The organism is Burkholderia sp. HI4860 (assembly GCF_002223045.2).
GTDB lineage: Bacteria > Pseudomonadota > Gammaproteobacteria > Burkholderiales > Burkholderiaceae > Burkholderia.
The window spans coordinates 111686-134830 of record NZ_NKFO02000003.1 but is presented as its reverse complement, the minus strand read 5'-3'; the positions used below and the strand labels follow the sequence as shown (position 1 = coordinate 134830).

Annotated in this window: 23 protein-coding genes and 1 pseudogene; 17 read left to right on the top strand and 7 right to left on the bottom strand. The window is 67.2% G+C overall.

The window, feature by feature from the left end; genetic code table 11:
• Window positions 1-81 precede the first annotated feature (81 nt).
• Together CFB34_RS15645 and CFB34_RS15640 are read left to right on the top strand one after the other, a co-directional pair.
• A complete protein-coding gene (locus CFB34_RS15645; RefSeq protein ID WP_069247883.1) occupies window positions 82-519 on the top strand; it encodes a PaaI family thioesterase in 438 nt (145 codons plus the stop codon).
• A gap of 147 nt (window positions 520-666) precedes the next feature.
• Entirely contained in the window at window positions 667-1719 is a 1053-nt protein-coding gene (locus CFB34_RS15640; protein ID WP_089440013.1) for an NADP(H)-dependent aldo-keto reductase, read from the top strand.
• Between the two features lie 84 nt (window positions 1720-1803).
• Here the strand turns inward: CFB34_RS15640 and CFB34_RS15635 are convergent, their stop codons facing one another.
• Window positions 1804-3090, bottom strand: a complete 1287-nt coding sequence (locus CFB34_RS15635) for an MFS transporter (RefSeq protein WP_089440014.1) — start codon at window positions 3088-3090, stop codon at window positions 1804-1806.
• Window positions 3091-3125: 35 nt separating this feature from the next.
• Window positions 3126-4547 carry a M20 family metallopeptidase gene (locus CFB34_RS15630; RefSeq protein ID WP_089440015.1) on the bottom strand — a complete coding sequence of 474 codons (1422 nt, stop codon included), beginning with the start codon at window positions 4545-4547 and terminating at the stop codon, window positions 3126-3128.
• A gap of 165 nt (window positions 4548-4712) precedes the next feature.
• Between CFB34_RS15630 and CFB34_RS15625 the strand changes: the two genes are divergently transcribed.
• The 4 genes from CFB34_RS15625 (at window position 4713) to CFB34_RS15610 (ending at window position 8436) form a co-directional block, all read left to right on the top strand.
• Window positions 4713-5666, top strand: coding sequence for a LysR family transcriptional regulator (locus CFB34_RS15625; RefSeq protein WP_089440016.1), 954 nt, complete (start codon window positions 4713-4715; stop codon window positions 5664-5666).
• 64 nt (window positions 5667-5730) lie between these two features.
• The gene (gene mnmH, locus CFB34_RS15620; protein WP_089440017.1) at window positions 5731-6858 is read left to right on the top strand and encodes a tRNA 2-selenouridine(34) synthase MnmH; all 1128 of its coding nucleotides are present in this window, start codon (window positions 5731-5733) and stop codon (window positions 6856-6858) included.
• The gene (locus tag CFB34_RS15615; RefSeq protein WP_089440018.1) at window positions 6855-7913 is read left to right on the top strand and encodes a permease; all 1059 of its coding nucleotides are present in this window, start codon (window positions 6855-6857) and stop codon (window positions 7911-7913) included. The genes mnmH and CFB34_RS15615 overlap by 4 nt, the downstream gene beginning before the upstream one ends.
• A gap of 100 nt (window positions 7914-8013) precedes the next feature.
• On the top strand, window positions 8014-8436 hold the full coding sequence (locus CFB34_RS15610; RefSeq protein WP_021157006.1) for a hypothetical protein: 423 nt from the start codon (window positions 8014-8016) through the stop codon (window positions 8434-8436).
• Window positions 8437-8472: 36 nt separating this feature from the next.
• Here CFB34_RS15610 and CFB34_RS15605 read toward each other — a convergent pair whose 3' ends face one another.
• Window positions 8473-9306, bottom strand: a complete 834-nt coding sequence (locus CFB34_RS15605) for an ABC transporter permease (protein WP_089440019.1) — start codon at window positions 9304-9306, stop codon at window positions 8473-8475.
• Between the two features lie 6 nt (window positions 9307-9312).
• The gene (gene nodI / locus CFB34_RS15600; protein ID WP_089440020.1) at window positions 9313-10227 is read right to left on the bottom strand and encodes a nodulation factor ABC transporter ATP-binding protein NodI; all 915 of its coding nucleotides are present in this window, start codon (window positions 10225-10227) and stop codon (window positions 9313-9315) included.
• Window positions 10228-10567: 340 nt separating this feature from the next.
• Here nodI and CFB34_RS15595 point away from each other — a divergent pair, with 340 nt between their 5' ends.
• Window positions 10568-11065, top strand: coding sequence for a universal stress protein (locus CFB34_RS15595; RefSeq protein WP_089440021.1), 498 nt, complete (start codon window positions 10568-10570; stop codon window positions 11063-11065).
• A gap of 97 nt (window positions 11066-11162) precedes the next feature.
• Here CFB34_RS15595 and CFB34_RS15590 read toward each other — a convergent pair whose 3' ends face one another.
• Genes CFB34_RS15590 through lexA form a run of 3 tightly spaced genes read right to left on the bottom strand, consistent with a single transcriptional unit; the run spans window position 11163 to window position 12908 of the window.
• On the bottom strand, window positions 11163-11870 hold the full coding sequence (locus CFB34_RS15590; protein ID WP_089440022.1) for a DUF2939 domain-containing protein: 708 nt from the start codon (window positions 11868-11870) through the stop codon (window positions 11163-11165).
• A 28-nt stretch (window positions 11871-11898) separates the two neighbouring features.
• Window positions 11899-12234: a hypothetical protein gene (locus CFB34_RS15585; protein ID WP_006476078.1), complete on the bottom strand. Its 336-nt coding sequence runs from the start codon at window positions 12232-12234 to the stop codon at window positions 11899-11901.
• A gap of 26 nt (window positions 12235-12260) precedes the next feature.
• Window positions 12261-12908, bottom strand: coding sequence for a transcriptional repressor LexA (gene lexA, locus CFB34_RS15580; protein ID WP_009689103.1), 648 nt, complete (start codon window positions 12906-12908; stop codon window positions 12261-12263).
• Between lexA and CFB34_RS39200 the strand changes: the two are divergent.
• The 10 genes and pseudogenes from CFB34_RS39200 to CFB34_RS15535 all read left to right on the top strand — a co-directional run.
• Window positions 12879-12989, top strand: a pseudogene (locus CFB34_RS39200) (sodium:proton symporter); the annotation flags it as partial. The gene lexA and the pseudogene CFB34_RS39200 sit on opposite strands and share 30 nt — an antisense overlap.
• Before the next feature lie 183 nt (window positions 12990-13172).
• Window positions 13173-14210 (top strand): sulfate ABC transporter substrate-binding protein, encoded by a 1038-nt coding sequence (locus CFB34_RS15575; protein WP_089440023.1) that lies wholly within the window; start codon window positions 13173-13175, stop codon window positions 14208-14210.
• 123 nt (window positions 14211-14333) lie between these two features.
• Window positions 14334-15227 carry a sulfate ABC transporter permease subunit CysT gene (cysT, locus tag CFB34_RS15570; protein ID WP_089440024.1) on the top strand — a complete coding sequence of 298 codons (894 nt, stop codon included), beginning with the start codon at window positions 14334-14336 and terminating at the stop codon, window positions 15225-15227.
• Window positions 15224-16168: a sulfate ABC transporter permease subunit CysW gene (gene cysW / locus CFB34_RS15565; protein WP_089440025.1), complete on the top strand. Its 945-nt coding sequence runs from the start codon at window positions 15224-15226 to the stop codon at window positions 16166-16168. Before cysT ends, cysW begins: the two co-directional genes overlap by 4 nt.
• A 13-nt stretch (window positions 16169-16181) precedes the next feature.
• Window positions 16182-17243: a sulfate ABC transporter ATP-binding protein gene (locus CFB34_RS15560; protein ID WP_039358749.1), complete on the top strand. Its 1062-nt coding sequence runs from the start codon at window positions 16182-16184 to the stop codon at window positions 17241-17243.
• 75 nt (window positions 17244-17318) lie between these two features.
• Window positions 17319-18245, top strand: a complete 927-nt coding sequence (locus CFB34_RS15555; RefSeq protein WP_006484201.1) for a CysB family HTH-type transcriptional regulator — start codon at window positions 17319-17321, stop codon at window positions 18243-18245.
• Between the two features lie 510 nt (window positions 18246-18755).
• Window positions 18756-19142 carry a DUF805 domain-containing protein gene (locus CFB34_RS15550; RefSeq protein WP_089440026.1) on the top strand — a complete coding sequence of 129 codons (387 nt, stop codon included), beginning with the start codon at window positions 18756-18758 and terminating at the stop codon, window positions 19140-19142.
• Between the two features lie 275 nt (window positions 19143-19417).
• Complete coding sequence (locus tag CFB34_RS15545) at window positions 19418-20368, top strand: sugar ABC transporter substrate-binding protein (RefSeq protein ID WP_089440027.1); 951 nt, start codon at window positions 19418-19420, stop codon at window positions 20366-20368.
• A 145-nt stretch (window positions 20369-20513) separates the two neighbouring features.
• Complete coding sequence (locus CFB34_RS15540) at window positions 20514-22127, top strand: sugar ABC transporter ATP-binding protein (RefSeq protein ID WP_089440028.1); 1614 nt, start codon at window positions 20514-20516, stop codon at window positions 22125-22127.
• A complete protein-coding gene (locus CFB34_RS15535) occupies window positions 22124-23143 on the top strand; it encodes an ABC transporter permease (RefSeq protein ID WP_046545645.1) in 1020 nt (339 codons plus the stop codon). The genes CFB34_RS15540 and CFB34_RS15535 overlap by 4 nt, the downstream gene beginning before the upstream one ends.
• Window positions 23144-23145: the final 2 nt, after the last annotated feature.

Here is a 23145-nt window from a genome sequence, read left to right as displayed (position 1 = left end):
CGGCCGCCGTCGTTGTCAATAATGAGTTCCAATTTAGAACTTACTCGCGCGGCGACGCGCTTTCAACCCGGAGACAACCCGATGAACCCGCTTTCCCTGTCTGGTCTCGATCTGTTGCGCGCGGCGGTATCGGGCGATGCGCCGCTCGCGTCGATTTCCGAGACGATCCCGATGCGTCCGCTCGACGTCGAGCTCGGTTATGTGAAGTTTTCGGCGCGGGCAGACGACCGGCACCTGAATCCGCTCGGCGGCGTGCACGGCGGGTTCGCCGCGACGGTGCTCGATTCGGTCACCGGGTGCGCGGTGCATTCGATGCTGGATGCGGGTGTCGGCTACGGCACGGTCGACCTGCATGTGAAGATGCTGCGGCCCGTGCCGCGCGACGTCGACCTGGTCGCGGAAGGGCGCGTGATCCACCTGTCACGTTCGCTGGGCGTCGCGGAGGGCACGCTGAAGACCGCGGACGACAAGATCGTCGCGCATGCGTCGGCGACCTGTTTCATCCAGCGGCCGCAGTGACGGCGGGCGGCGGCGCCATCGTCCGGGCCGGCGCGTGAACCTCGTTGCCGGCGCCGAAGGCCGCCTGTAAGCGTAGCCGGAGCCTGTCTGAAGCAGTCGCTTCAATGTGATAGCGTTCCTGCTTTCCACCGACGCGACAGGAACAGCATGGAATACCGCACACTTGGCGATTCGGGCATCGAGGTGAGCCTGATCGGCCTGGGCACGATGACGTGGGGCGAGCAGAATTCGGAGCGTGATGCGCACGAGCAGATCGATTACGCGATCGGGCAGGGCGTCACGCTGATCGATACCGCGGAGATGTATCCGGTACCGCCGAAACCCGACACGCAGGGGCGCACCGAGGCGTACATCGGCACCTGGCTCGCGCAGCATCGCGCACAGCGCGATCGCATCGTGCTCGCGACGAAAATCGCCGGGCCGGCGCGGCAGCCGCACAATCCGCGCCATATCCGCGGCGAAGGCAACCAGTTCGACCGCAAGAACCTGACCGAAGCGCTCGACGGCAGCCTCAAGCGCCTGCAGACCGACTACGTCGATCTCTACCAGCTGCACTGGCCCGATCGCAGCACGACGACGTTCGGCCGTCCCGCCTATCCGTGGGTCGACGATGCTTATACGGTGCCGATCGAGGAAACCCTCGGCGTGCTCGCGGAATTCGTGAAGGCCGGCAAGGTGCGTGCGATCGGCGTGTCGAACGAAACGCCGTGGGGCGTCGCGCAGTTCCTGCGCGCGGCCGAGAAGCTCGGGCTGCCGCGCATCGCGAGCATCCAGAATCCGTACAGCCTGCTGAACCGCACGTTCGAGAACGGGCTGTCGGAATTCACGCATCGCGATGGCGTCGGCTTGCTCGCGTATTCGCCGCTCGCGTTCGGCTGGCTGTCCGGCAAGTACGAGAACGGTGCGCGTCCGGCTGGCGCCCGCATCACGTTGTTCGAACGCTTCCAGCGCTACAGCAAGCCGCAGGCCGTCGAGGCGACGTCGCGCTATGTCGCGCTCGCGCGCCGTCACGGGCTGTCGCCCGCGCAGCTCGCGCTGGCGTTCGTCAACAGCCGGCCGTTCACGCGCAGCAACCTGATCGGGGCGACGTCGCTCAAGCAGTTGAAGGAGAACATCGGCAGCGTCGACGTGAAGCTGTCCGACGAGATCCTCGCTGAGATCGACGCGCTGCACGAACTGCAGCCGAACCCGGCGCCTTGACCTGAAGGCGGCGTCCGGCCCGCACGGCAGCGATGCCGCGACGGGCCGCACCGGCGGCGCATCGTCGCGCCGTCGGTTGTTCCGTTAGCGCATCTTGAGCCGCGTGCGCGCGACGAACAGCGCGGCGAGGCTCAGCAGCGCGCACCCCATCAGATAGAGCGCCGGCGACAGCCGGTTGCCGGTCGCGCTGATCAGCCAGGTGATGACGAACGGCGCGAAGCCGCCGAACAGCGTGACCCCCGTGTTGTAGCTGACCGCGAGCCCCGTTGCGCGGGTTTGCGACGGGAACAGCTCGGCCATCAGCGCCGGCAGCGCGCCGCAGTACATCGCCTTCAGCGCACCGATCCAGACCAGGGCAGCGAGCATCGTCGCGAACGACGCGTGACGCGTGAGCCACGCGAACGTCGGGTACACGGTGACGAGCATCAGGACCGCCGCGACCGCCATCATGCGGATCCGCCCGGTACGATCGGACAGGTGGCCGACGACCGGTGTGACGAGCGTGAGCACGAAGCCGGTCGCGAGCGTGGCCGCGAAGCCAGTCGATGCGGGCAGCCCGAGTTGCTTGATCGCGTAAGTCGGCATGTACAGGATCATGTAGTTGATCGCGGTCGAGATCACGAGCGCGCCGATCGACAGCAGCACCCGCACCTTGTGTTCCGCGAACAGCTCGCGCACCGGCGCTGCCGAGCGTGCCTGCGTCTTGAACTCGACGCCTTCGTCGACGTAGCGGCGGATATACAGCCCGACCGGGCCGATCGCGAGCCCGAACAGGAACGGCACGCGCCAGCCCCAGCTTTCGAGTTGCGCGGTCGTCAGCGTGGCGGTCAGCAACGCGCCGAAGCCCGATGCGAGCAGCGTCGCGAGGCCCTGGCTCGCGAACTGCCAGCTCGACATGAAACCGCGCCGCTGCGGCGCGTGCTCGACGAGGAACGCGGTCGAACTCGCGAATTCGCCGCCCGCGGAAAAGCCCTGCATCAGCCGCGACAGCATGATTCCGAGCGGCGCGAGCAGGCCGATCGACGCGTAGGTCGGCATCAGCGCGATCAGCAGCGTGCCGGCCATCATCATCGCGATCGACAGCAGCAGCGACGCCTTGCGGCCCGCGCGATCCGCATAGGCGCCGAGGATGAAGCCGCCGATCGGCCGGATCAGGTAGGACAGCCCGAACGTGCCGAGCGTCAGCATCAGCGACGTTGCTTCGCTGGTGGCGGGGAAGAACAGCTTGGCGATCGTCACCGCGAAGAAGCCGTAGACGATCAGGTCGAACCATTCGAGCGCGTTGCCGATCGACGCCGCGAAGATGATGCGCCGGATCTTCGCGGCGCTGGGGCGGGCGGCTTCCTGCGAAGTGAGGGTGGTCGTATTCATCGTGTTTGCACGTCCCGTGAGAAGGGCGAAGCGCGTTACAGGGCGGCGCCGGCCGCGGCGGGCGCGGTGCGGCGAGCGGTCGGCGCGTCGTCGCCGAGATCCCAGAAGAGGCCGGCCATCATCTGCAGCCCCTCGCTGACGACGCTCGCGAGCAGGTGCTCGTCCGGTGCGTGCTGCGAGCACGCCGGGTACGAGTGCGGCACCCACAGCGTCGGCAGCCCGAGCGTGTCGGCGAACACTTCGTTCGGCAGCGTGCCGCCGAGATTCGGCAGGATCGCGGGCTTCTTGCCGGTGGTCCGCGCGAGCGACGCGACGGCCCAGCGCACCCACGGATCGTCCGGCGGCACGCGCGTCGCCGGTGCGCCGCGCTCGACGTCGATCTCGATGTCGGCGAAGCCGTGCGCATCGAGGTGCGTGCGCAGATGCGCGTGCAGCGCTTCCCAGTCGGTGCCGACGACGAAGCGCAACTGGCAGTGCGCGTACGCGGCGGGCGGGATCGCATTGACGGGGTGCTCGGGGTTGCCGGCCTTGAACGCGAGGATCTCGAACGTGTTCCAGCCGAACACGCGCTCGGGCGCGGTGAGGCCGGGCTCGCCCCAGTCGGCGTCGAGCGCCGGATCGCCGGGGCCGCCGCCGACGGAAAGATCGGCGAGCGCATCGCGCACGGCGGCCGGGATCGGCGGCGGACGCAGCCCCGCGACGCGAATCGTGCCGCGCGCGTCGACGAGGCTCGCGAGCGCATGCGCGAGCACGATCGCCGGATTGCGCAACAGCCCGCCCCAGTTGCCGGAGTGATGGGCGCCGTCGCGGGCGCGCAGGCTCAGCTTGAAATTGACCGAACCACGCGAGCCGAGGAATACCGTCGGGCGCGCGGCGGCGATGCGCGGGCCGTCGGAGGCGATCAGCACGTCGGCCGCGAGCGCGTCGCGCTCCTGGCGGCACAGTGCGTCGAGGCCCGGCGAACCCGTTTCCTCGCCCATCTCGATCAGCAGCTTCGCGTTGAAGCCGAGCCGGCCGCCGCGCGCGTCGAGCACGCTCGCCAGCGCGGCCAGGTTGATGGTGTGCTGGCCCTTGTTGTCGGCGCTGCCGCGGCCGTACCAGCGGTCGCCGTCGGCCGTCAGCGTCCACGGCGACAACGGCGCGCGCCATTGCGCGTCGTAGCCGCGCACGACGTCGCCGTGGCCGTAGATCAGCACGGTCGGCAGCGTGTCGTCTTCGTGGCGCGACGCGACCAGGAACGGGCCGCCGCCGTCGACGGGATTGTCGACGATCCGCGACGTGAAGCCGAGGCGCGCGGCCTCGGGGGCGATCTCGTCGGTCAGGTAGGCGCGTAGCGCGGCTTCGTTGCCGCTGTCCTGGCTTTCGGTGCGCAGGCCGACGCGGCGGCTCAGGGTCGTGAAGAACGCACCGGATTCGAACTGGTTCAGCGCGTGCTGGATGGCGGCGGTACGGCTCAAGTCGGGTCTCCTCTGACGGGTTCCTGCACGCGCCGGATCGGGCACGCAGCGTGAAGTGCGATCGATTCTAGGAAGCCGTTTTTTTTGTCACAATGATCGAATTTCGAACCTTTCGTTGCCGAAAAGGCAAAGCGGCACGGCCGGCAGCCGGGCGGAGACAGAACGATGGCGGCTTTCCTGCATGGCCTGGCATTGCGGTATTTCGTCGAAGTGGCGCGCACCGGTTCGATCAGCGACGCGTCCGCGCGGCTGCACGTGGCCGTATCGGCGATCAGCCGCCAGATCGCGAAACTGGAGAGCGAGCTCGGCGCACCGCTGTTCGAGCGCCGGCCGCGCGGGATGGCGTTGTCGGAGGCCGGCGAGCGGCTGCTGGCGTTCGCGCAGCGCAGCCTGCTGGAGGCCGAGCACGTGATGAAGGACATCGGCGGGCTCGATGCGCTGCACGGCAGCCTGCTGAAGATCGCGTGCTCGGAAGGGTTCGCGATCGACTTCCTGCCCGGCACGCTCGCCAGCTTCAAGGCGCGCCATCCGGGTGTCGATTTCTCCGTATGGGTGGTGTCGCCGGCGGACGCGACGCGGCGTGTGCGCGATGGCGACGTGGACATCGCGTTGAGCTTCAGCCTCGCGCCGGAGAAGGGCGTGCGCGTCGACCACTCCGAGCGCGCGCCGATCTTCGCGCTGGTGCGGCACGACCATCCGCTCGCGACGCGGGAGGCCGTGTCGCTCGCCGATGTCGCCCGTCACCCGCACGTGCTGCCCGAGGCCGGCACGACGGTGCGCCAGTTGATCGACATCGCGTGCGCGCTCGACGGGCTGCTGCTCGAGCCCGAACTGACGAGCAACAACACGGCGGCGATGTACGGTTACGCGCGGCGCACGGGCGCGGTGATGTTCACGGGGCTGCTGTCGGTGCGTGATCGCTGCGCCGCGGACGGCTTCGTCGTCGTGCCCGTGACGAACCCGCAGCTGCGCGAGCGCAGCATCCAGGTGCAGACGATGGCGGGGCGCGATCTGCCCGCGTCGGTTCGCGCGTTCCGCGATCATCTGATCGACGCGATGCAGGCCGCGTCGGCGCCGCCGACTGCCGCGCGCGGCCCGAGAGGCCGGCCCGTGAGATAATCGTCAATCCGCCTTCCGTGCCCATGCGGCTCATCGAGCCGCATCGCCCCTGTTCGACGCCAAATTGAAGAACCTGATTGTCACCCTCGATCGCGCCGGCGAGTTCGACGAGATCATCGACGTGCGCACGCCGCTCGAGTTCGCCGAGGACCATATTCCCGGCGCGCTGAACGCACCCGTGCTCAGCAACGAGGAGCGCGTGCTCGTCGGGACGATGTACCGCCAGGTGTCGCCGTACGAGGCGACGCGGGTCGGCGCGGCCATCGTCGCGCGCAACATCGCGCGCCATCTCGACACGACCTTCGCCGACCGTCCACGCAACTGGCGGCCGCTGATCTACTGCTGGCGCGGCGGCAAGCGCTCGGGCTCGATGACGACCTGGTTCAACCTGATCGGCTGGAAGGCGCGCCAGCTCGACGGCGGCTACAAAGCGTACCGCCAGTCGGTATGCGCGACGCTCGACTCGCTGCCGACGCGCTTTCGCTACATCGCGCTCGTCGGCCATACGGGCTGCGGCAAGACGCGCCTGCTGAACGCACTGCGCGACGTGGGCGCGCAGACGCTCGATCTCGAGGCGCTCGCGTGCCATCGCGGTTCGCTGCTTGGTGCGCTGCCGGGCAAGTCGCAGCCGGCGCAGAAGGGATTCGATTCCGGGCTCGTCGAAACGCTTGGACGTTTCGACCCCGAATGGCCGGTGTTCGTCGAATCGGAAAGCCGCAGGATCGGGCTCGTGCAATTGCCGATCGCGTTGATCGAAGCGTTTCACGCGGGGCCGTGGGTGCATGTCGACGCGGCGCACGACGAGCGCATCGCATTCCTCCTCGACGATTACGCGCACCTGTTCGACGAACCGGATGCGTTCAAGGCGCAGCTCCATCGGCTGATCGGCCTGCACAGCCGTGAGCAGGTGACGCACTGGAAGGCGCTGATCGACGCGGACGCACGGGCCGAACTGTTCACCGAGCTGATCGACAAGCATTACGATCCCGCCTATGCGCGCACCTATCGCGCGACGTACAACAAGCCGAACCGGGCGCTGACGTTCACGTTCCGGCCCAACGCCGCCGATGGGCGCGAGCAGGCGCGTGCGCTGCTGGCCCAGCTCGCACGGGCCGGGCTACCCGCATCGGCCGCGTTTGCTGCAGGCGCGACATTCGAAACTGATCAAAACCAATCGACGACCACACGATGACGACCACACGCACCCAACCCAGTCCGGCCCTCGGCTGGATGACCTTCCTGCTGATCGCGGTCGCGGGCCTGTTCTATGTGAAATGGTTCCCGTACTACAACAAGGCGTTCGTCGCCGCCGAGCATCATTCTATCGGCCAGTCGATCCTGATGGGCACGTCGGCGGCGGCGCCCGAGCCGTCGCTGAAGGCCGCGCTCGACTACGCGTGGGCGTACGGCAAGGCGATCTGGCAGGCAATGGTGCTGGGCCTGCTGCTCGGTTCGGCCGTGCAGGCGCTGCTGCCCGCGCATTGGGTCGCGCGCGTGCTCGGCCGCACCGGCTTCGGCAGCGTCGCCGCGGGCGGTCTGCTGTCGCTGCCCGGCATGATGTGCACGTGCTGTGCGGCGCCGGTCGTCGCGGGGCTGCGTGCGCGCCATGCATCGCCGGGCGGCGCGGTCGCGTTCTGGCTCGGCAACACGGTGCTGAACCCGGCGGCACTGGTCTTCATGGGCTTCGTGCTCGGCTGGCACTGGAGTGCGCTGCGCCTCGTGCTCGGCATCGCGATGGTGTTCGGGATCGGCTATCTGCTGAACCGCATCGCACGCCCCGAAGACCGCAGCATCGACGATGCGCAGCTCGCCGCGCTGGCGGCCGAGCAGGCAGCGGCCGGCAATCCGTTCGTTCGCTGGATGAAGCTGCTCGCGCGCATGGCCGTGCGACTCGTGCCCGAATACATCGTGCTCGTGCTGCTGCTCGGCGCCGCGCGCGCGTGGCTGTTCCCGCATATCGGCCCGGACATCGGCAATCATCTCGGCTGGATCATTGCATTCGCGGTCGCGGGCATGCTGTTCGTGATCCCGACGGCCGGCGAGGTGCCGATCATCCAGGCAATGCTGTCGCTCGGCATGGGCGTCGGCCCGGCCGCCGCGCTGCTGATGACGTTGCCGCCGATCAGCGTGCCGTCGCTCGCGATGCTCGCGCGTTCGTTCAAGCCGTACATGCTGGCGATCGTCGCGACGCTCGTCGTCGTGTTCGGGATCGCGAGCGGGCTGCTCGCGGTCGCGCTCGGGTTCTGACGCGCGCAAGCGGCGCGCCAAACGCGCGCAATCGCGTATTCATCCGGCGCCGCCGTTTCACGCGTGCGGCGCCATTTACAAGAAGCAAACAGGAAAACGCATGACCCAACCGAAGATCCATCCTCGACTCGAAAAGGCGCTGACGCGCGGCGATCTCGCGATCCGCCAGGCCAATTCCGCGCGGGCGACTGCCGTGCTGAACGCACTCGGCACGATGATCATCGAGGCCTCCGCAACGATCGGCGTCGAGGCCAGCATCGACATTCCGCAAGGCGACCGCATTTACGATCCGGTCAACGGCTTGTGGCCGCAGAAGATGCTGGTGTCGTTCGACGGCCCGGTGGACGAAGCCGACAAGGAAGAGCTGCGCACGGTGTATCTGCTGGCCGACGATCCGGGCACGCAGTTTCGCGTCGAATGGCATCGCGCGGACGGCAAGCTCGGCCGCCAGGAAGGCGGCCCGCTCGCGACCGTCGCGTTCCTGACCGACGTCGAGATCCCGTGGAGCGACGACGACGAGTAAGGTCGTCGCAGAAGGCCGGCGCTCGTGCGCCGGCCGTCAGCGCATCATCCGCCGCCGGAACAGCCACGCGGACAGCAGGAATCCGCCGACCGCGTAACCGGTAAGCACCACGACATGCAACGCGACGTCGGTTGCCGGCCGGCCGAGCATCGCGGGCCGGATCAACTCGACGGCATTCGCGAGCGGCAGCGCCTGCGCCGCATGCTGCGCGATCGGCGGCAACTGCGTGATCGGGAAGAACACGCCCGACAGCAGCAGCATCGGCGTCAGCACGAGCGTCTGATAAAACATGAAGAAATCGTAGGACGGCGCGAGCGCCGTGACGATCATCGCGATGCTGGCAAACGCGAGGCCCGCGAGCGCGATCACGGGCAGCGCCGCGAGCATCGACGGAAACCGCGCATAGCCGAGCGCCCCCGCGACGAGCATGATCGCGGCCCCCGACAGCATCGCCTTGCTGGCTCCCCAGATAATTTCCCCGAGCACGATGTCGCCGAGCGCGAGCGGCGTATGCATGATCGCTTCCCACGTGCGCTGCACGTGCATGCGCGAGAACCCCGAATACATCGACTCGAAGCTCGCGGACATCATCACGCTCGACCCGACCGTGCCGGCCGCGAGGAACGCGATATACGACACGCCGTCGACATGGCCGAGCATCAGCCCGAGCCCGAACCCCAGCCCGAACAGATAGATCATCGGATCGGCAAGATTGCCGAACATCGACGCGAGCGCGAGCTTGCGCCAGACGAGATAGTTGCGCCGCCAGACGGCGATCCAGTTGGTCGCGTTCGCGGGCATCGCGATCGCAAAGCGCGACACGCGCGGCGGTGCCGACGGTGCGGCGGTCGAATAGTTGCGGACGTCCATGATCGATCAGTCCTGCATTTCGCGGCCCGTGAGCCGCAGGAACACATCTTCAAGATTGGCCGGGCGATGCAGATAGCGCAACCCCGTGCGCCCCTTGAGTCGCGCACTGAGCGGTTCCGGATCGCTCACGTAGCAGAACAGCGTCTCGCCGCTGATCTCGGTGCGCTTCGCGAACGCCGACAGCTCGTCACGCAGCGTGGCCGGATCGGGCCCGTAGATCTCGATCACGTCGCAGCCGATCTCCGATTCGATCAGCGCGTGCGGCGCGCCTTCGGCGATCTTGCGGCCTTCCTCGATCACGCACAGGCGGTCGCACAGGCGCTCGGCTTCTTCCATGAAGTGCGTGGTGATCAGGATCGTCTTGCCGCGGGCGAGCAGCGAGCGCAGCCGCTCCCACATGAGGTGACGCGCCTGCGGGTCGAGGCCCGTCGTCGGCTCGTCGAGCACCAGCACATCGGGATCGTTGACGAGCGCGCGGGCGAGCGTCAGGCGGCGCTTCATGCCGCCCGACAGCTCGCCGACCTTCGCATCGGCCTTGTTCTCGAGCTTCGCGAATTCGAGCAGCGGTTTCACGAGCGCGTGCGCGGCCTGCGTCGACATGCCGAAGTAGCGGCTGAAGACGAGCAGGTTCTCGCGCACGGTGAAGTCGGGGTCGAGATTGTCGAACTGCGGGACGACGCCGACGCGCTGGCGCGCATGCCGTGCACGCGATGGAACCGGTTCGCCGCAGAGCGAAATGGCGCCTGCATCGGGATGCGTGAGGCCGAGCAGCATTTTCAGCGTGGTGGTCTTGCCGGCGCCGTTCGGCCCGAGCAGGCCGTAGCATTCGCCGGCCTGGACGGTGAAGGACAGGCCGTTGACGACGAGCTTGTCGCCATAGCGCTTTTCGACGTTCCGGAAATCGATCGGTGCAACGGACATGGGCATGTTGTCGTTGTAGGCCGGCGCGGAAGTGTTCCGCTGTTGCCGGATGCGTGGCCGGTTGACGAACCGATCGGACGACTGCGTGTCACACGGGCATGACCGAAGCGCACGACGCCGGCGCCTGATGGCCCGCTGGAGTACGAACGGGCCATTCTAGTGCATCGATTGCGTCTCTTCAGGGCATGCCTGCACGGTGCGATGCCGGTACGCACCGATCGTGCACTGCATCATCGCGCACGAGCCGAGCGGGGCGAATCAGCGTTTTCCATCCCTTGCGTCCTGAATTGCGGCGCACCATGATGAATGCGTAGGCTCGTTGTTGCGATAGGGAGGTTTCATGGCTAGCTACAACAAGATTTTGCTGTGTTACGACGGCACGCTCGAAGGACGCAAGGCACTGCGTTGCGGCGCCAATCTCGCGATGGACCTCAAGGCCGAGACGCATTTGCTGTCGGTGGTCGACATGCGCTCGAGCATTGCACAGAGCGCGGGTTTGCTGACCGACGTCGCGTGCGGCCGGTTCGAGGAAACCGCGCGTGAAATCCTGCAGGAAGGGGTGAACTGGCTGCGCGAGCGCGGCGTGCAGGCCGAAGGCCATTTCGCGTTCGGCTATCCGATCGACGAAATCGCGAATCTCGCAAGGGAGCTGAAGGTCGACCTCGTCGTCGTCGGCCATCGGTGCCGTAGCGGGTTGTCCAGATGGTGGATGGGGTCGGGCAACACGCAACTGCTCGATCGCGTGAACTGCAGCATTCTGGTGGCGTGTTCGTCGGCGCAGGAGCAGAAGGAAGAAATCGCGCGGGAGCGTGAAGCGGCCACGGCGAACGGCAAATGATCCAATGATTCGATGACTGCCTGACCGGCGAATCGCGTCGGTCGGGCGTCGTGTCACGTCCGCGGGGCGGGCGCTGACCGCGGCCACTCAAGGCCGGTTAAGCGTGCAGGTCGATCGCGGACAACTTCCACGAGAACAGGCCGAAGCGGTGGAATATCGCCGCATAGCGCGTGCCGTCGGCACTGCGCTGGTAGGTCACGACGAATTCATCGATATTCCGGTACCCGGCGCTGGTTTGCTGCGGGTGCGGCGCAGGCGTTGCATCGACCGGGCTGGCCGGTGCGGCAGCGGCGGGTGGCGATGACGCAGCGGTAGCGGCCGCGTTGCTACCCGGAGCGGCTGCGCTCGCGGGAGGAGCCGGATTGGCCGATGGTGCCGCCGGCGCATTGCTACCGGGCGGCAGATTCGACCATTCGGGTGGACGCTCACCTGGATTGCCGCGTGGTGGCAATCCGCTCATCAGTGCGGCCACGCCTTCCGGGGTCGCGTACGCATCGACCAGCGGGCCGATCAGTGCGGATCCGATCAGCGCACCGAGCACCGCGAACGGATTGTTCTTCTTCACCGCGTCGATTCGGCGCATCAACTCTTCAGTGACCTGCTGCTTCAGGCTGATGCGCAGCGACGGGAAATCGACATATTCACTGATGGCCTGCGCATCGCGCGCATCGATCGCCGATTTCAGGCGACCGAGCGCGACGTACGGCGATGCGTACGCATAGCCGATCGCCACAACGATGGCGACGGCCAGCACGACGATCAGAAGGGGCTTGAGCCGCCATGCGCGGCCCGAAGATCCGGTCACGTTGCCTCCGGTGCGGGGATGTCCGCAATCAGAGACCGCCTGGCGTGGCCGATCGTTCCTCTGCAATGCAGCGATCGATCATCCGGCACACGGCATCGATCGTGCCGACCATGATCAGGCGCGACCGGCCGTGATAAACGCGCACCGGTGCACGGCGCGCGGGTTCGGCGTGATTCAGGCCGGCGTTCAGCGATACCCGCGCGAAAGCGGGGAGCGCCGACGGCAGCAGGGACGCCTGCCGTTCGACTGCGACTTCTTCTTGCACAGGCGCCGCTGCGGACAGCGGAGCGCAGGGCGTGCGGCCGCGCAGGTGACGCAGGCGGCCGAATTGACGGAAAGGCAGCAGACGGGCAAGGCGTTCCATGATGTTCTCCTCAGCGAGACGGAATGTCAGAGTTCGCCCGAGCGAATCAGCCCGACGGCGATGCCTTCCAGCGCGAATTCCGCGCTGCCGGCCTTGACGAAGATGTTTTCGTAATCCGGGTTCTCCGCGATCAGCTCGAGACCGCCCGGCCGGCGCATCAGGCGCTTGACCGTGACGTCGTCGCCGAGACGCGCGACGATGATCTGGCCGTCCTTTGCTTCCGTGCGCTTCTGCACGGCGAGGAGGTCGCCGTCGAGGATGCCGGCGTCGCGCATCGACAGGCCGCGCACTTTCAGCAGGTAGTCGGGCTTGCTGGAGAACAGCGCGGGATCGCACGCGTAATGCTGCGAGATGTGCTCCTGCGCAAGGATGGGGCTACCGGCCGCGACGCGGCCGACGAGCGGCAGCGACAGTTGCATCAGGCCGGCGTGCGGCAGCGTGAACTGGTGCGGGGCATCGTCGATGCCGAGCAGGCGGATGCCGCGCGACGCGCCGGCGGCCAGCTCGATCACACCCTTGCGCGCCAGTGCGCGCAGGTGCTCCTCGGCCGCATTCGGCGAGCTGAAGCCCAGTTCGGCCGCGATCTCGGCACGGGTGGGCGGGAATCCGGAGCGCTCGATCGCGCGACGGATCAAGTCGAACACTTGCTGCTGACGGGCGGTGAGTTTGGTCATGGCTCAACTGTATGGATAGACAGTGAGCTGTATTTTTATACAGTAGTCCGCGAATTTCAAGTGTTACTTGAGGTTCGACGCGATCACGCCGGTTCCGACGCGATTTCACGACGCCCGGACGTCGATTCATCCGCCGCAACCGTCCATCCCGTCTGCGTTAGCACTTTTGAGTATTAAAAAATAAGGAACGATTATTTTTAATCATGTAACCCGTTCGTTAGACTGGCCCGACATCGCAATACCGACAACACTGGAGAACCAAGGATGGGCAAGCGCAATACGGGGCTGGTGGGCGGAGTGGGCCGCCTGATCGCAACACTCGCGCTGGGCGCGGCGGCGGCGCTGGGCGTCGCGACGCACGCACAGGCCGATACGACCTTCCTGAACGTGTCGTACGACCCGACGCGCGAGCTGTATCAGGACTTCAACCAGGCGTTTGGCAAGGAGTGGAAGGCGAAGACGGGCGAGACCGTCAACTTCAAGCAGTCGCACGGCGGCTCGGGGGCGCAGGCGCGCTCGGTGCTCGACGGCCTGCAGGCGGACGTCGTCACGCTGGCGCTCGCGTACGACATCGATGCGCTCGCGAACAAGGGGCTCGTCAACAAGGACTGGCAGAAGCGCCTGCCCGACAACGCGTCGCCGTACACGTCGACGATCGTGTTCCTGGTGCGCAAGGGCAATCCGAAGGGGATCAAGGACTGGGACGACCTAACCAAGCCGGGCATCTCGATCGTCACGCCGAACCCGAAGACGTCGGGCGGCGCGCGCTGGAACTACCTGGCCGCGTGGGCGTACGCGCTGCACAAGCCGGGCGGCAACGAGCAGACGGCGAAGGAATTCATCACGAAGCTCTACAAGAACGCCGGCGTGCTCGATTCGGGCGCGCGCGGCGCGACGACGAGCTTCGTGCAGCGCGGGATCGGCGACGTGCTGATCGCATGGGAAAACGAGGCATTCCTGTCGGTCAAGGAATTCGGCACCGACAAGTTCGAGATCGTCGTGCCGTCGGTGAGCATCCTGGCCGAGCCGCCCGTCGCGGTGGTCGACAAGGTGGTCGACAAGAAGGGCACGCGCAAGCTGGCCGAGGCGTACCTGAACTTCCTGTACAGCCCGCAGGGCCAGGAGATCGCGGCACGCAACTACTACCGGCCGCGTTCGAAGAACGTGCCGGCGGAGCTGACGAAGCAGTTCCCGAAGCTGAAGCTGTACACGGTCGACGATACCTTCGGCGGCTGGACGAATGCGCAGAAGACGCATTTCGCGGACGGCGGCGTGTTCGATTCGATCTACAAGCCGCAGTAACGCCATAACAACGGCGGCGCGCCACGATAGCGCGCCGCATCCCCGACGGGGCCGCCGGCGCGATTCACTGCGCCGGCGTTTGCGTCGGACCCATGAGCAGCATCGACCCAGCAAGAGCATCCGATGACGACGTACACCTTTCGCAAGCCGAGCGCGCTGCCCGGTTTCGGCGTGACGCTAGGCATCACGGTGGCCTATTTGAGCCTCGTGGTGCTGATACCGCTCGCCGCCACGTTCCTGAAGACCGCGACGCTGTCGTGGGACCAGTTCGTCACCGCCGTCACGTCGCCGCGCGTGCTCGCGTCGTACCGGCTGACGTTCTCGGCCGCGCTCGGCGGCGCGCTGATCAACGCCGTGTTCGGCTTTCTCGTCGCGTGGGTTCTGGTGCGCTACACGTTCCCGTTCAAGCGCCTCGTCGATGCGGTCGTCGACTTGCCGTTTGCCCTCCCGACGTCGGTCGCCGGCATTTCGCTCGCGGCCGTTTACGCGACCAACGGCTGGGTCGGCCAGTATCTCGCGCCGCTCGGCATCAAGATCGCGTTCACGCCGGCCGGCGTGCTGGTCGCGCTGACCTTCATCGGGCTGCCGTTCGTCGTGCGCACGGTGCAGCCGGTGCTCGAGGATTTCGAGCGCGAGCAGGAAGAGGCCGCCGCGTGCCTCGGCGCGTCGCGCTGGCTGACGTTCCGCCGCGTCGTGCTGCCGGCCGTGCTGCCGGCGCTCCTCACCGGTTTCGCGCTCGCGTTCGCACGCGCCCTCGGCGAATACGGCTCGGTGATCTTCATCGCCGGCAACGTGCCGATGAAATCCGAGATCACGTCGCTGCTCATCATCACGAAGCTCGAGCAGTACGACTACGCGGGCGCGACCGCGCTGGCAGTCGTGATGCTCGTCGTGTCGTTCCTGATGCTGCTGCTGATCAACACGCTGCAGTGGTATCTGCAGCGCCGTACGAGCAAGGGCGCGAGCGGTCCGGCGCCCGCCGCCGTCACCGCCGCCGCCGCAGGAGGCCAGCAATGAGCCAGGAGGCCACCGTCGTGCTGAAAACCCCGTCGCCGGCCGCGCGTGCCACGAAGCGGCTCGACCCCGTCAGCGAGTCGCGCGTCGTGCGCTGGCTGCTCACGGGCATCGCGCTGGCGTTCCTCGCGTTTTTCCTCGTCGTGCCGCTCGCGGCGGTGTTCGTCGAGGCGCTGCGCAAGGGCGTCGGCTTCTATTTCGAATCGCTGGCCGATCCCGATGCGTGGTCGGCGATCAAGCTGACACTGACCGTCGCCGTGATCGCGGTGCCGCTGAACCTCGTGTTCGGCGTGTGCGCATCGTGGGCGATCGCGAAGTTCGAATTCCGCGGCAAGGCGCTGCTGACGACGCTGATCGACCTGCCGTTCTCGGTGTCGCCGGTGATCTCGGGCCTCGTGTACGTGCTGCTGTTCGGCGCGCAGGGCTGGTTCGGGCCGTGGCTGCAGGATCACGACGTGCAGATCATCTTCGCGGTGCCGGGCATCGTGCTCGCGACGATCTTCGTCACGTTCCCGTTCGTCGCGCGCGAGCTGATTCCGCTGATGCAGGCGCAAGGCACCGACGAGGAAGAAGCCGCGCGCGTGCTCGGCGCGTCGGGCTGGCAGATCTTCCGCCGCGTGACGCTGCCGAACGTGAGGTGGGGCCTGCTGTACGGCGTGATCCTGTGCAATGCGCGCGCGATGGGCGAGTTCGGCGCGGTGTCGGTCGTGTCCGGCCACATCCGCGGCGTGACCGACACGATGCCGCTGCACGTGGAGATCCTGTACAACGAATACAACTTCGCGGCGGCGTTCGCGGTGGCGTCGGTGCTGGCGCTGCTCGCGCTCGTCACGCTCGCGCTGAAGCTGATCGCCGAGCGTCATCTTGCGGCCGAACTGGCCGACGCGCACGACACCGTTCCCGCACATGCCGGCCCCGTCGGCGCCGTTTCGTCGAAATCGTAAAGAGGCAACCAGAATGGGTATCACCGTCCGTAACCTTCAGAAGCGCTTCGGCGATTTCACGGCGCTCGACAACGTATCGCTCGACTTCCCGCCCGGCGAGCTGGTCGCGCTGCTCGGGCCGTCCGGCTGCGGCAAGACCACGCTGCTGCGCGTGATCGCGGGCCTCGAGCACGCGGATGCGGGCCAGGTCGTGCTGCAGGGGCTCGACGTGGCATCGGTCGGCGCACGCGACCGCCAGGTCGGCTTCGTGTTCCAGCACTACGCGCTGTTCCGCCACATGACCGTGTTCGAGAACGTCGCGTTCGGGCTGCGGGTGAAGCCGCGCCGCGAGCGGCCGTCGGAAGCCGCGATCCGCGAGAAGGTGCACGAACTGCTGAAGCTCGTGCAGCTCGACTGGCTCGCGCAGCGCTATCCGTCCGAGCTGTCGGGCGGCCAGCGCCAGCGTATCGCGCTCGCCCGCGCGCTCGCGGTCGAGCCGAAGGTGCTGCTGCTCGACGAGCCGTTCGGCGCGCTCGACGCGAAGGTCCGCAAGGAGCTGCGCGGCTGGCTGCGTCGTCTGCACGACGACCTGCACATCTCGACGATCTTCGTCACGCACGACCAGGAGGAGGCGCTGGAAGTCGCCGATCGCATCGTCGTGCTGAACCGCGGCCACGTCGAGCAGGTCGGCAGCCCGCAGGACGTCTACGATCATCCGCAGAGCGCATTCGTCTACGAGTTCCTCGGCGCGGCGAACCGGCTGCCGGGCACGGTCGCCGGGCGTGGCTTCGTCGCCGAGGGGGCGGCCGCGCCGATCGAGGTCGACGCCGATTTCGCAGGCCCTGCGAACGCTTATGTGCGGCCGCACGACCTGCAGCTGTGGCCGGTCGGCGAAGAAGGGCACCGCGACGGTATCGCGGTGGACGTGCGTCGCGTGATCCCGCTGGGCGGCTCGGTACGCGTGGAGCTCGAGGCACGTGCAGGCGGCGCGCTCGAGGCGGAACTCGATCGCGACGCATGGCGGGCGCTGTCGCTGCAGGTCGGCGACGGTGCGACGGCGGTGCCGCGCGCGGTGCGTGTGTTTCCCGCGCGTTGACGAGAAAATGCAGGGCAGGGGGCGGGATACGCTCGGAATCGACAATCAAACAACGACAGCCTAAGAGGCATACCCATGAATTTTCAGCAATTGCGGTTCGTGCGCGAAGCGGTGCGCCAGAACATGAACCTGACGGAAGTCGCGAACGTGCTGTACACGTCGCAGTCGGGCGTGTCGAAGCAGATCAAGGATCTCGAGGATGAGCTGGGCGTCGACATCTTCATCCGGCGCGGCAAGCGGCTGACGGGGCTCACGGAGCCCGGCAAGGCCGTGCACCAGCTGATCGAGCGGATGCTGCTCGACGCCGAGAACCTGCGCCGCGTCGCGCGCCAGTTCGCCGACCAGGACAGCGGCCATCTCGTCGTCGCAACGACGCACACGCAGGCGCGCTACGCGCTGCCGAAGGTGATCCGCCAGTTCACCGACGTGTTCCCGAAGGTGCATCTCGCGCTGCGCCAGGGCAGCCCGCAGCAGATCGCGCAGATGATCCTGAATGGCGAGGCCGATCTCGGCATCTCGACCGAGGCGCTCGACCGCTATCCGGACATCGTCACGTTCCCGTGCTATTCGTGGCACCACACGGTCGTCGTGCCGAAGGGCCATCCGCTCGTCGGCCGCGAGAACCTGACGCTCGAGGAAATCGCCGAGTACCCGATCATCACGTACGACCAGGACTTCACGGGCCGCTCGCACATCGACCAGGCGTTCACGCAGGCGGGCGCCGTGCCCGACGTCGTGCTCACCGCGATCGACGCGGACGTGATCAAGACCTATGTCGAGCTCGGCATGGGGATCGGCGTGGTCGCGGCAATGGCCTACGATCCGCAGCGCGACACGGGGCTCGTCGCGCTCGATACGCAGCATCTGTTCGAAGCGAGCACGACGCGGGTGGGGCTGCGCAAGGGTGCGTTCCTGCGCGCGTATGCGTACCGGCTGATCGAGATGTTCGCGCCGCATCTGAACGAAGCGGAAATCGCGGGGCTGTTGCGCGAAGCCGTTTGACGGCAGCGCGTCGTGCGTCATCCGCGCGCTCGGCGCGGATGGCGCGACATACCGGCGCGGGTTGTCATGTATTGGGCAGTGGCAGGCGATTTGCCGCTGCCTGGGTCGATCGACTCACCGTATCATCGACCGCCATCGCGGTTTCCGTCCGATTCTTCGCCGCACGCGGCGAACCACATGTATTCGCTTGCCGGCCCAACGACAAGAACAAGAGCGTCGCGTGCACGCCTCGTTGCGGGTTAGGCCATCTGCCCTATCGAGCGATCCATTGGCCCGTAAATGTGATTCAATGCGCGTGAATGCCGGGTGACGTGCGCTCGGGCCGTCCGTTGGTCGCGATCTTGCCGGCCGGATCGCGCCAGTGACGCAACGCGCAACACCGGAACGAAGTGCGAAAGGCAACGCTGGCAGGCCGTCCGCCTTCAAGAAACCACGCACGTGGATCGCCGGCTCCGGCATGCCCGCAGACCTATCGCGCAGCACGCAACACGCGTGACGAAGAGGTAAACAATGAATCTGAAATGGCTTCTCTTTTCCTTCGAAGGCCGGATCGGGCGCCTGCCGTGGTGGATCTACGCGCTGGTTTCCACGGTGCTCAGCGCGATTTTCGATGCGAGTTCCCGCGGTGCGCCGGAAGACGATCTGCCGCCGCTGGTGATGCTGGTGGCCGTCGTCATCGCAGTCGTCGCGGTGTGGTCGTCGATTGCGGTCGGTGTGAAGCGGCTGCACGACATCGACAAGTCGGGATGGTGGATGCTGCTGCTGTTCGTGCCGATCGTCGGCGCGCTCGCGTTGTTCGTGATGAACGGCTTCATCGCCGGCACGCCGCATGCGAACCGCTTCGGCGAGCCGCCGTCGGCCGATGAAGACGAACCGGCGCCGCGGGGCCCGGCGTGACACGCGCTCCGAATAAACCCTTAAATATTGATCAGACAGGTTGCACGCCGACGCGAATCGGTACAGCATAGCCTTCACTCCGCCGGCGTCCCGCCGGCGGCGGCGCGTAAACGACAGCGCGCCAGGCAGTCGGCCGTCTGCCTCGCTTCCATTCCGTGGTACCGACAGCAGCATCGATGGCCATTGCCCGGGTAGTGTGGCGCAAACGTTTGCTCACATTAAAACAACAGTCAAATAATCGTCCGGCCCTTGGGGCCAGTCGCCAGGAGATGAGTATGAATGTTCGCTTTCGCCGTCGCTTCCTGACCGCCGCGCTCGCCGCCGTCGCGGTCGCCGCCGCACCGGCCGTCCACGCGCAATCGGCAGCCAAGCCGAAGGTCGCGCTCGTGATGAAGTCGCTCGCCAACGAGTTCTTCCTGACGATGGAAACGGGCGCGAAGGAATACCAGAAACACAACGCGGCCCAGTTCGACCTGATCACCAACGGCATCAAGGACGAAACCGACACCGCGAACCAGATCCGCATCGTCGAGCAGATGATCGTGTCGAAGGTCGACGCGATCGTGCTCGCGCCGGCCGATTCGAAGGCGCTCGTGCCGGTCGTGAAGAAGGCGGTCGACGCGGGCGTCATCGTCGTGAACATCGACAACCGGCTCGAACCCGACGTGCTGAAGTCGAAGAACCTGAACGTGCCGTTCGTCGGCCCGGACAACCGCAAGGGCGCGCGCAAGATCGGCGATTACCTCGCGAAGCGGCTGAAGGCGGGCGACCAGGTCGGCATCATCGAAGGCGTGTCGACGACGACCAATGCGCAACAGCGCACGGCCGGCTTCCAGGACGCGATGAAGGCGGGCGGGATGAAGGTCGTGTCGGTGCAGTCCGGCGAATGGGAGATCGACAAGGGCAATGCGGTCGCTGCCGCGATGCTCAACGAATACCCGAACCTGAAGGCGCTGCTGTGCGGCAACGACAACATGGCGATCGGCGCCGTGTCGGCCGTGCGCGCGGCCGGCAAGCAGGGCAAGGTGCTCGTGGTCGGCTACGACAACATCAACGCGATCAAGCCGATGCTGAAGGACGGCCGCGTGCTCGCGACCGCCGATCAGTACGCGGCGAAGCAGGCCGTGTTCGGTATCGACACGGCGCTCAAGGCGATTGCGGAGCATCGCAAGCAGGCCGACATGTCGGGCGTCGTCGAGACGCCGGTGGACCTCGTGACGAAGTGACGCGGCCCCGATGCGGCCGCCGCCCTCAAGAATCGGGCGCGGCGGCCGTTATCCGGGGTGAGCGCGATCACGGCCACTGCATGCACATGCACTTGTGAGCGTCACACCCGCGCGCCGCGTGCGCGCGGCCGCAACCAGGATCGCGATGGACCCGACTTTCCAACCCTCCCGCGCAGCCGCTCCCGTGCTGTCCGTCTCCGGCATCGGCAAGACCTATGCCGAACCCGTGCTCGCCGACGTCACGCTGACGCTCGAGGCGGGCCATGCGCTTGCGTTGACGGGCGAGAACGGCGCCGGCAAGAGCACGCTGTCGAAGATCATCGGCGGCCTCGTCGAGCCGACCGCCGGCACGATGCAGCTCGGCGGCACGCCGTATGCGCCGGCGAGCCGGACGCAGGCCGAGGCACTCGGCGTGCGCATGGTGATGCAGGAGCTGAACCTGCTGCCGACACTGACGGTTGCCGAAAACCTGTTCCTGAACCGCCTGCCGCGGCGCTTCGGGATCATCGATCGCGCGCGGCTGCGCGACGATGCACGGGCCGCGATGGCGCAGGTCGGGCTCGACGCGGTCGATCCCGATACGCCGGTCGGCGCGCTCGGCATCGGCCACCAGCAGATGGTCGAGATCGCGCGCAACCTGATCGGCGACTGCCGCGTGCTGATTCTCGACGAACCGACCGCGATGCTGACCGCGCGTGAAGTCGAGCTGCTGTTCGAGCAGATCGACCGGCTGAAGGCGCGCGGCGTCGCGATCGTCTACATCTCGCACCGGCTCGAGGAACTCGCGCGGGTCGCCGAGCGCGTCGCGGTGCTGCGCGACGGCCGGCTCGTCCACGCGGGCGACATGGCGGCGACGACGTCCGACGGGCTCGTCACGCTGATGGTCGGGCGCGAGATCGGCGAGCACATCGATCTCGGCGAGCGTCATGTCGGCGCGCCGCGGCTCGTCGTGTCGGGCCTTACCCGCGGGACGGCGGTGCGCGACGTGTCGCTCGAGGTGCGCGCGGGCGAGATCTTCGGCATCTCGGGGTTGATCGGCGCGGGACGCACCGAGCTGCTGCGGCTGATCTACGGCGCGGATGCGCCGGACGCGGGGACGATCGCGATCGGCCAGCCGCCGAAGCGGGTGCGGATCGGTTCGCCCGTCGAGGCGGTGAAGCAAGGCATCGCGCTGATCACCGAGGATCGCAAGGGAGAAGGGCTGCTGCTGACGCAGTCGATCACCGCGAACGTGTCGCTCGGCCAGCTCGACCGGCTCGCGCGCGGCGGGATCGTCGACGGCGCGCGCGAAACGGCGCTCGCCGAGCAGCAGATCGACGCGCTGCGGATCCGTACGCACGGCGCGACGCAGGCGGTCGGCGAGCTGTCGGGCGGCAACCAGCAGAAGGTCGTGATCGGCCGCTGGCTCGCGCGCGACATGGGCGTGCTGCTGTTCGACGAGCCGACGCGCGGGATCGACGTCGGCGCGAAGTTCGAGATCTACACTTTGATGGGCGCGCTCGCGCGCGAAGGCCGCGCGCTCGTCGTCGTGTCGAGCGACCTGCGCGAGCTGATGCTGATCTGCGACCGGATCGGCGTGATGTCGGCCGGGCGCATGACCGCCGTGTTCGAGCGCGGCAACTGGACCCAGGATGCGCTGCTGGCCGCGGCGTTCGCCGGCTTCGGCCGCGACACGCCGCCGGGCGGCGCGCAGCATCCGGACGCGGGGCACGCGCAAGGCGCCGCTCCCGGCACTTCGAATACAGGACGACCGCAATGACCCAGCCTCCCGTAACCCCGACCGACGCAGGCGCGCAGCAGGACGTGACGGGGCGCCGTGCGCGCACGCTGTCCGGCACGCGGCTCGGCCTGTCGAACTACCTCGGGCTCGCCGGTGCGCTCGCCGCGATGATCGCGCTGTTTTCGGTGCTGAGCTCGCATTTCCTGACCTACGATACGTTCAGCACGATCGCGAACCAGATTCCCGATCTCGTCGTGATGTCGGTCGGGATGACCTTCGTGCTGATCATCGCCGGGATCGACCTGTCGGTCGGCTCGGTGCTCGCGCTCGCCGCGTCGATGGTCAGCGTCGCCGCGCTGAAATGGCAGTGGGGGCCGCTGCCGGCCGCGCTGATCGGCATCGCGGTCGCGACCGTCACGGGCGCGTTGACGGGCGCGGTCACGGTCGGCTGGCGGATCCCGTCGTTCATCGTGTCGCTCGGCGTGCTGGAGGCCGCGCGCGGCCTCGCGTACCAGCTGACGAATTCGCGCACGGCCTATATCGGCGACGCGTTCGATTTCTTGTCGAACCCGATCGCGCTCGGCATCTCGCCGGCGTTCCTGATCGCGGTCGCGGTGATGATCGCGGCCCAGTTCGTGCTGACGCGCACCGTGTTCGGACGCTATCTCGTCGGGATCGGCACGAACGAAGAAGCGGTCCGACTTGCAGGGGTTAACCCGAGGCCGTATAAAATTCTCGTATTCGCATTGATGGGCGCCCTCGCAGGGCTGGCGTCGTTGTTCCAGATTTCGCGGCTCGAGGCGGCCGACCCGAATGCGGGCGTCGGCCTCGAACTGCAGGTGATCGCTGCCGTCGTGATCGGCGGCACGAGCCTGATGGGCGGGCGCGGCTCGGTGATCAGCACGTTCTTTGGCGTGTTGATCATCTCCGTGCTGGCCGCGGGGCTGGCGCAGATCGGTGCGAACGAGCCGACGAAACGGATCATCACCGGCGCGGTGATCGTGGTGGCGGTCGTGCTCGATACGTATCGTAGCCGGCGCACCCGCGTGCGGTAAAA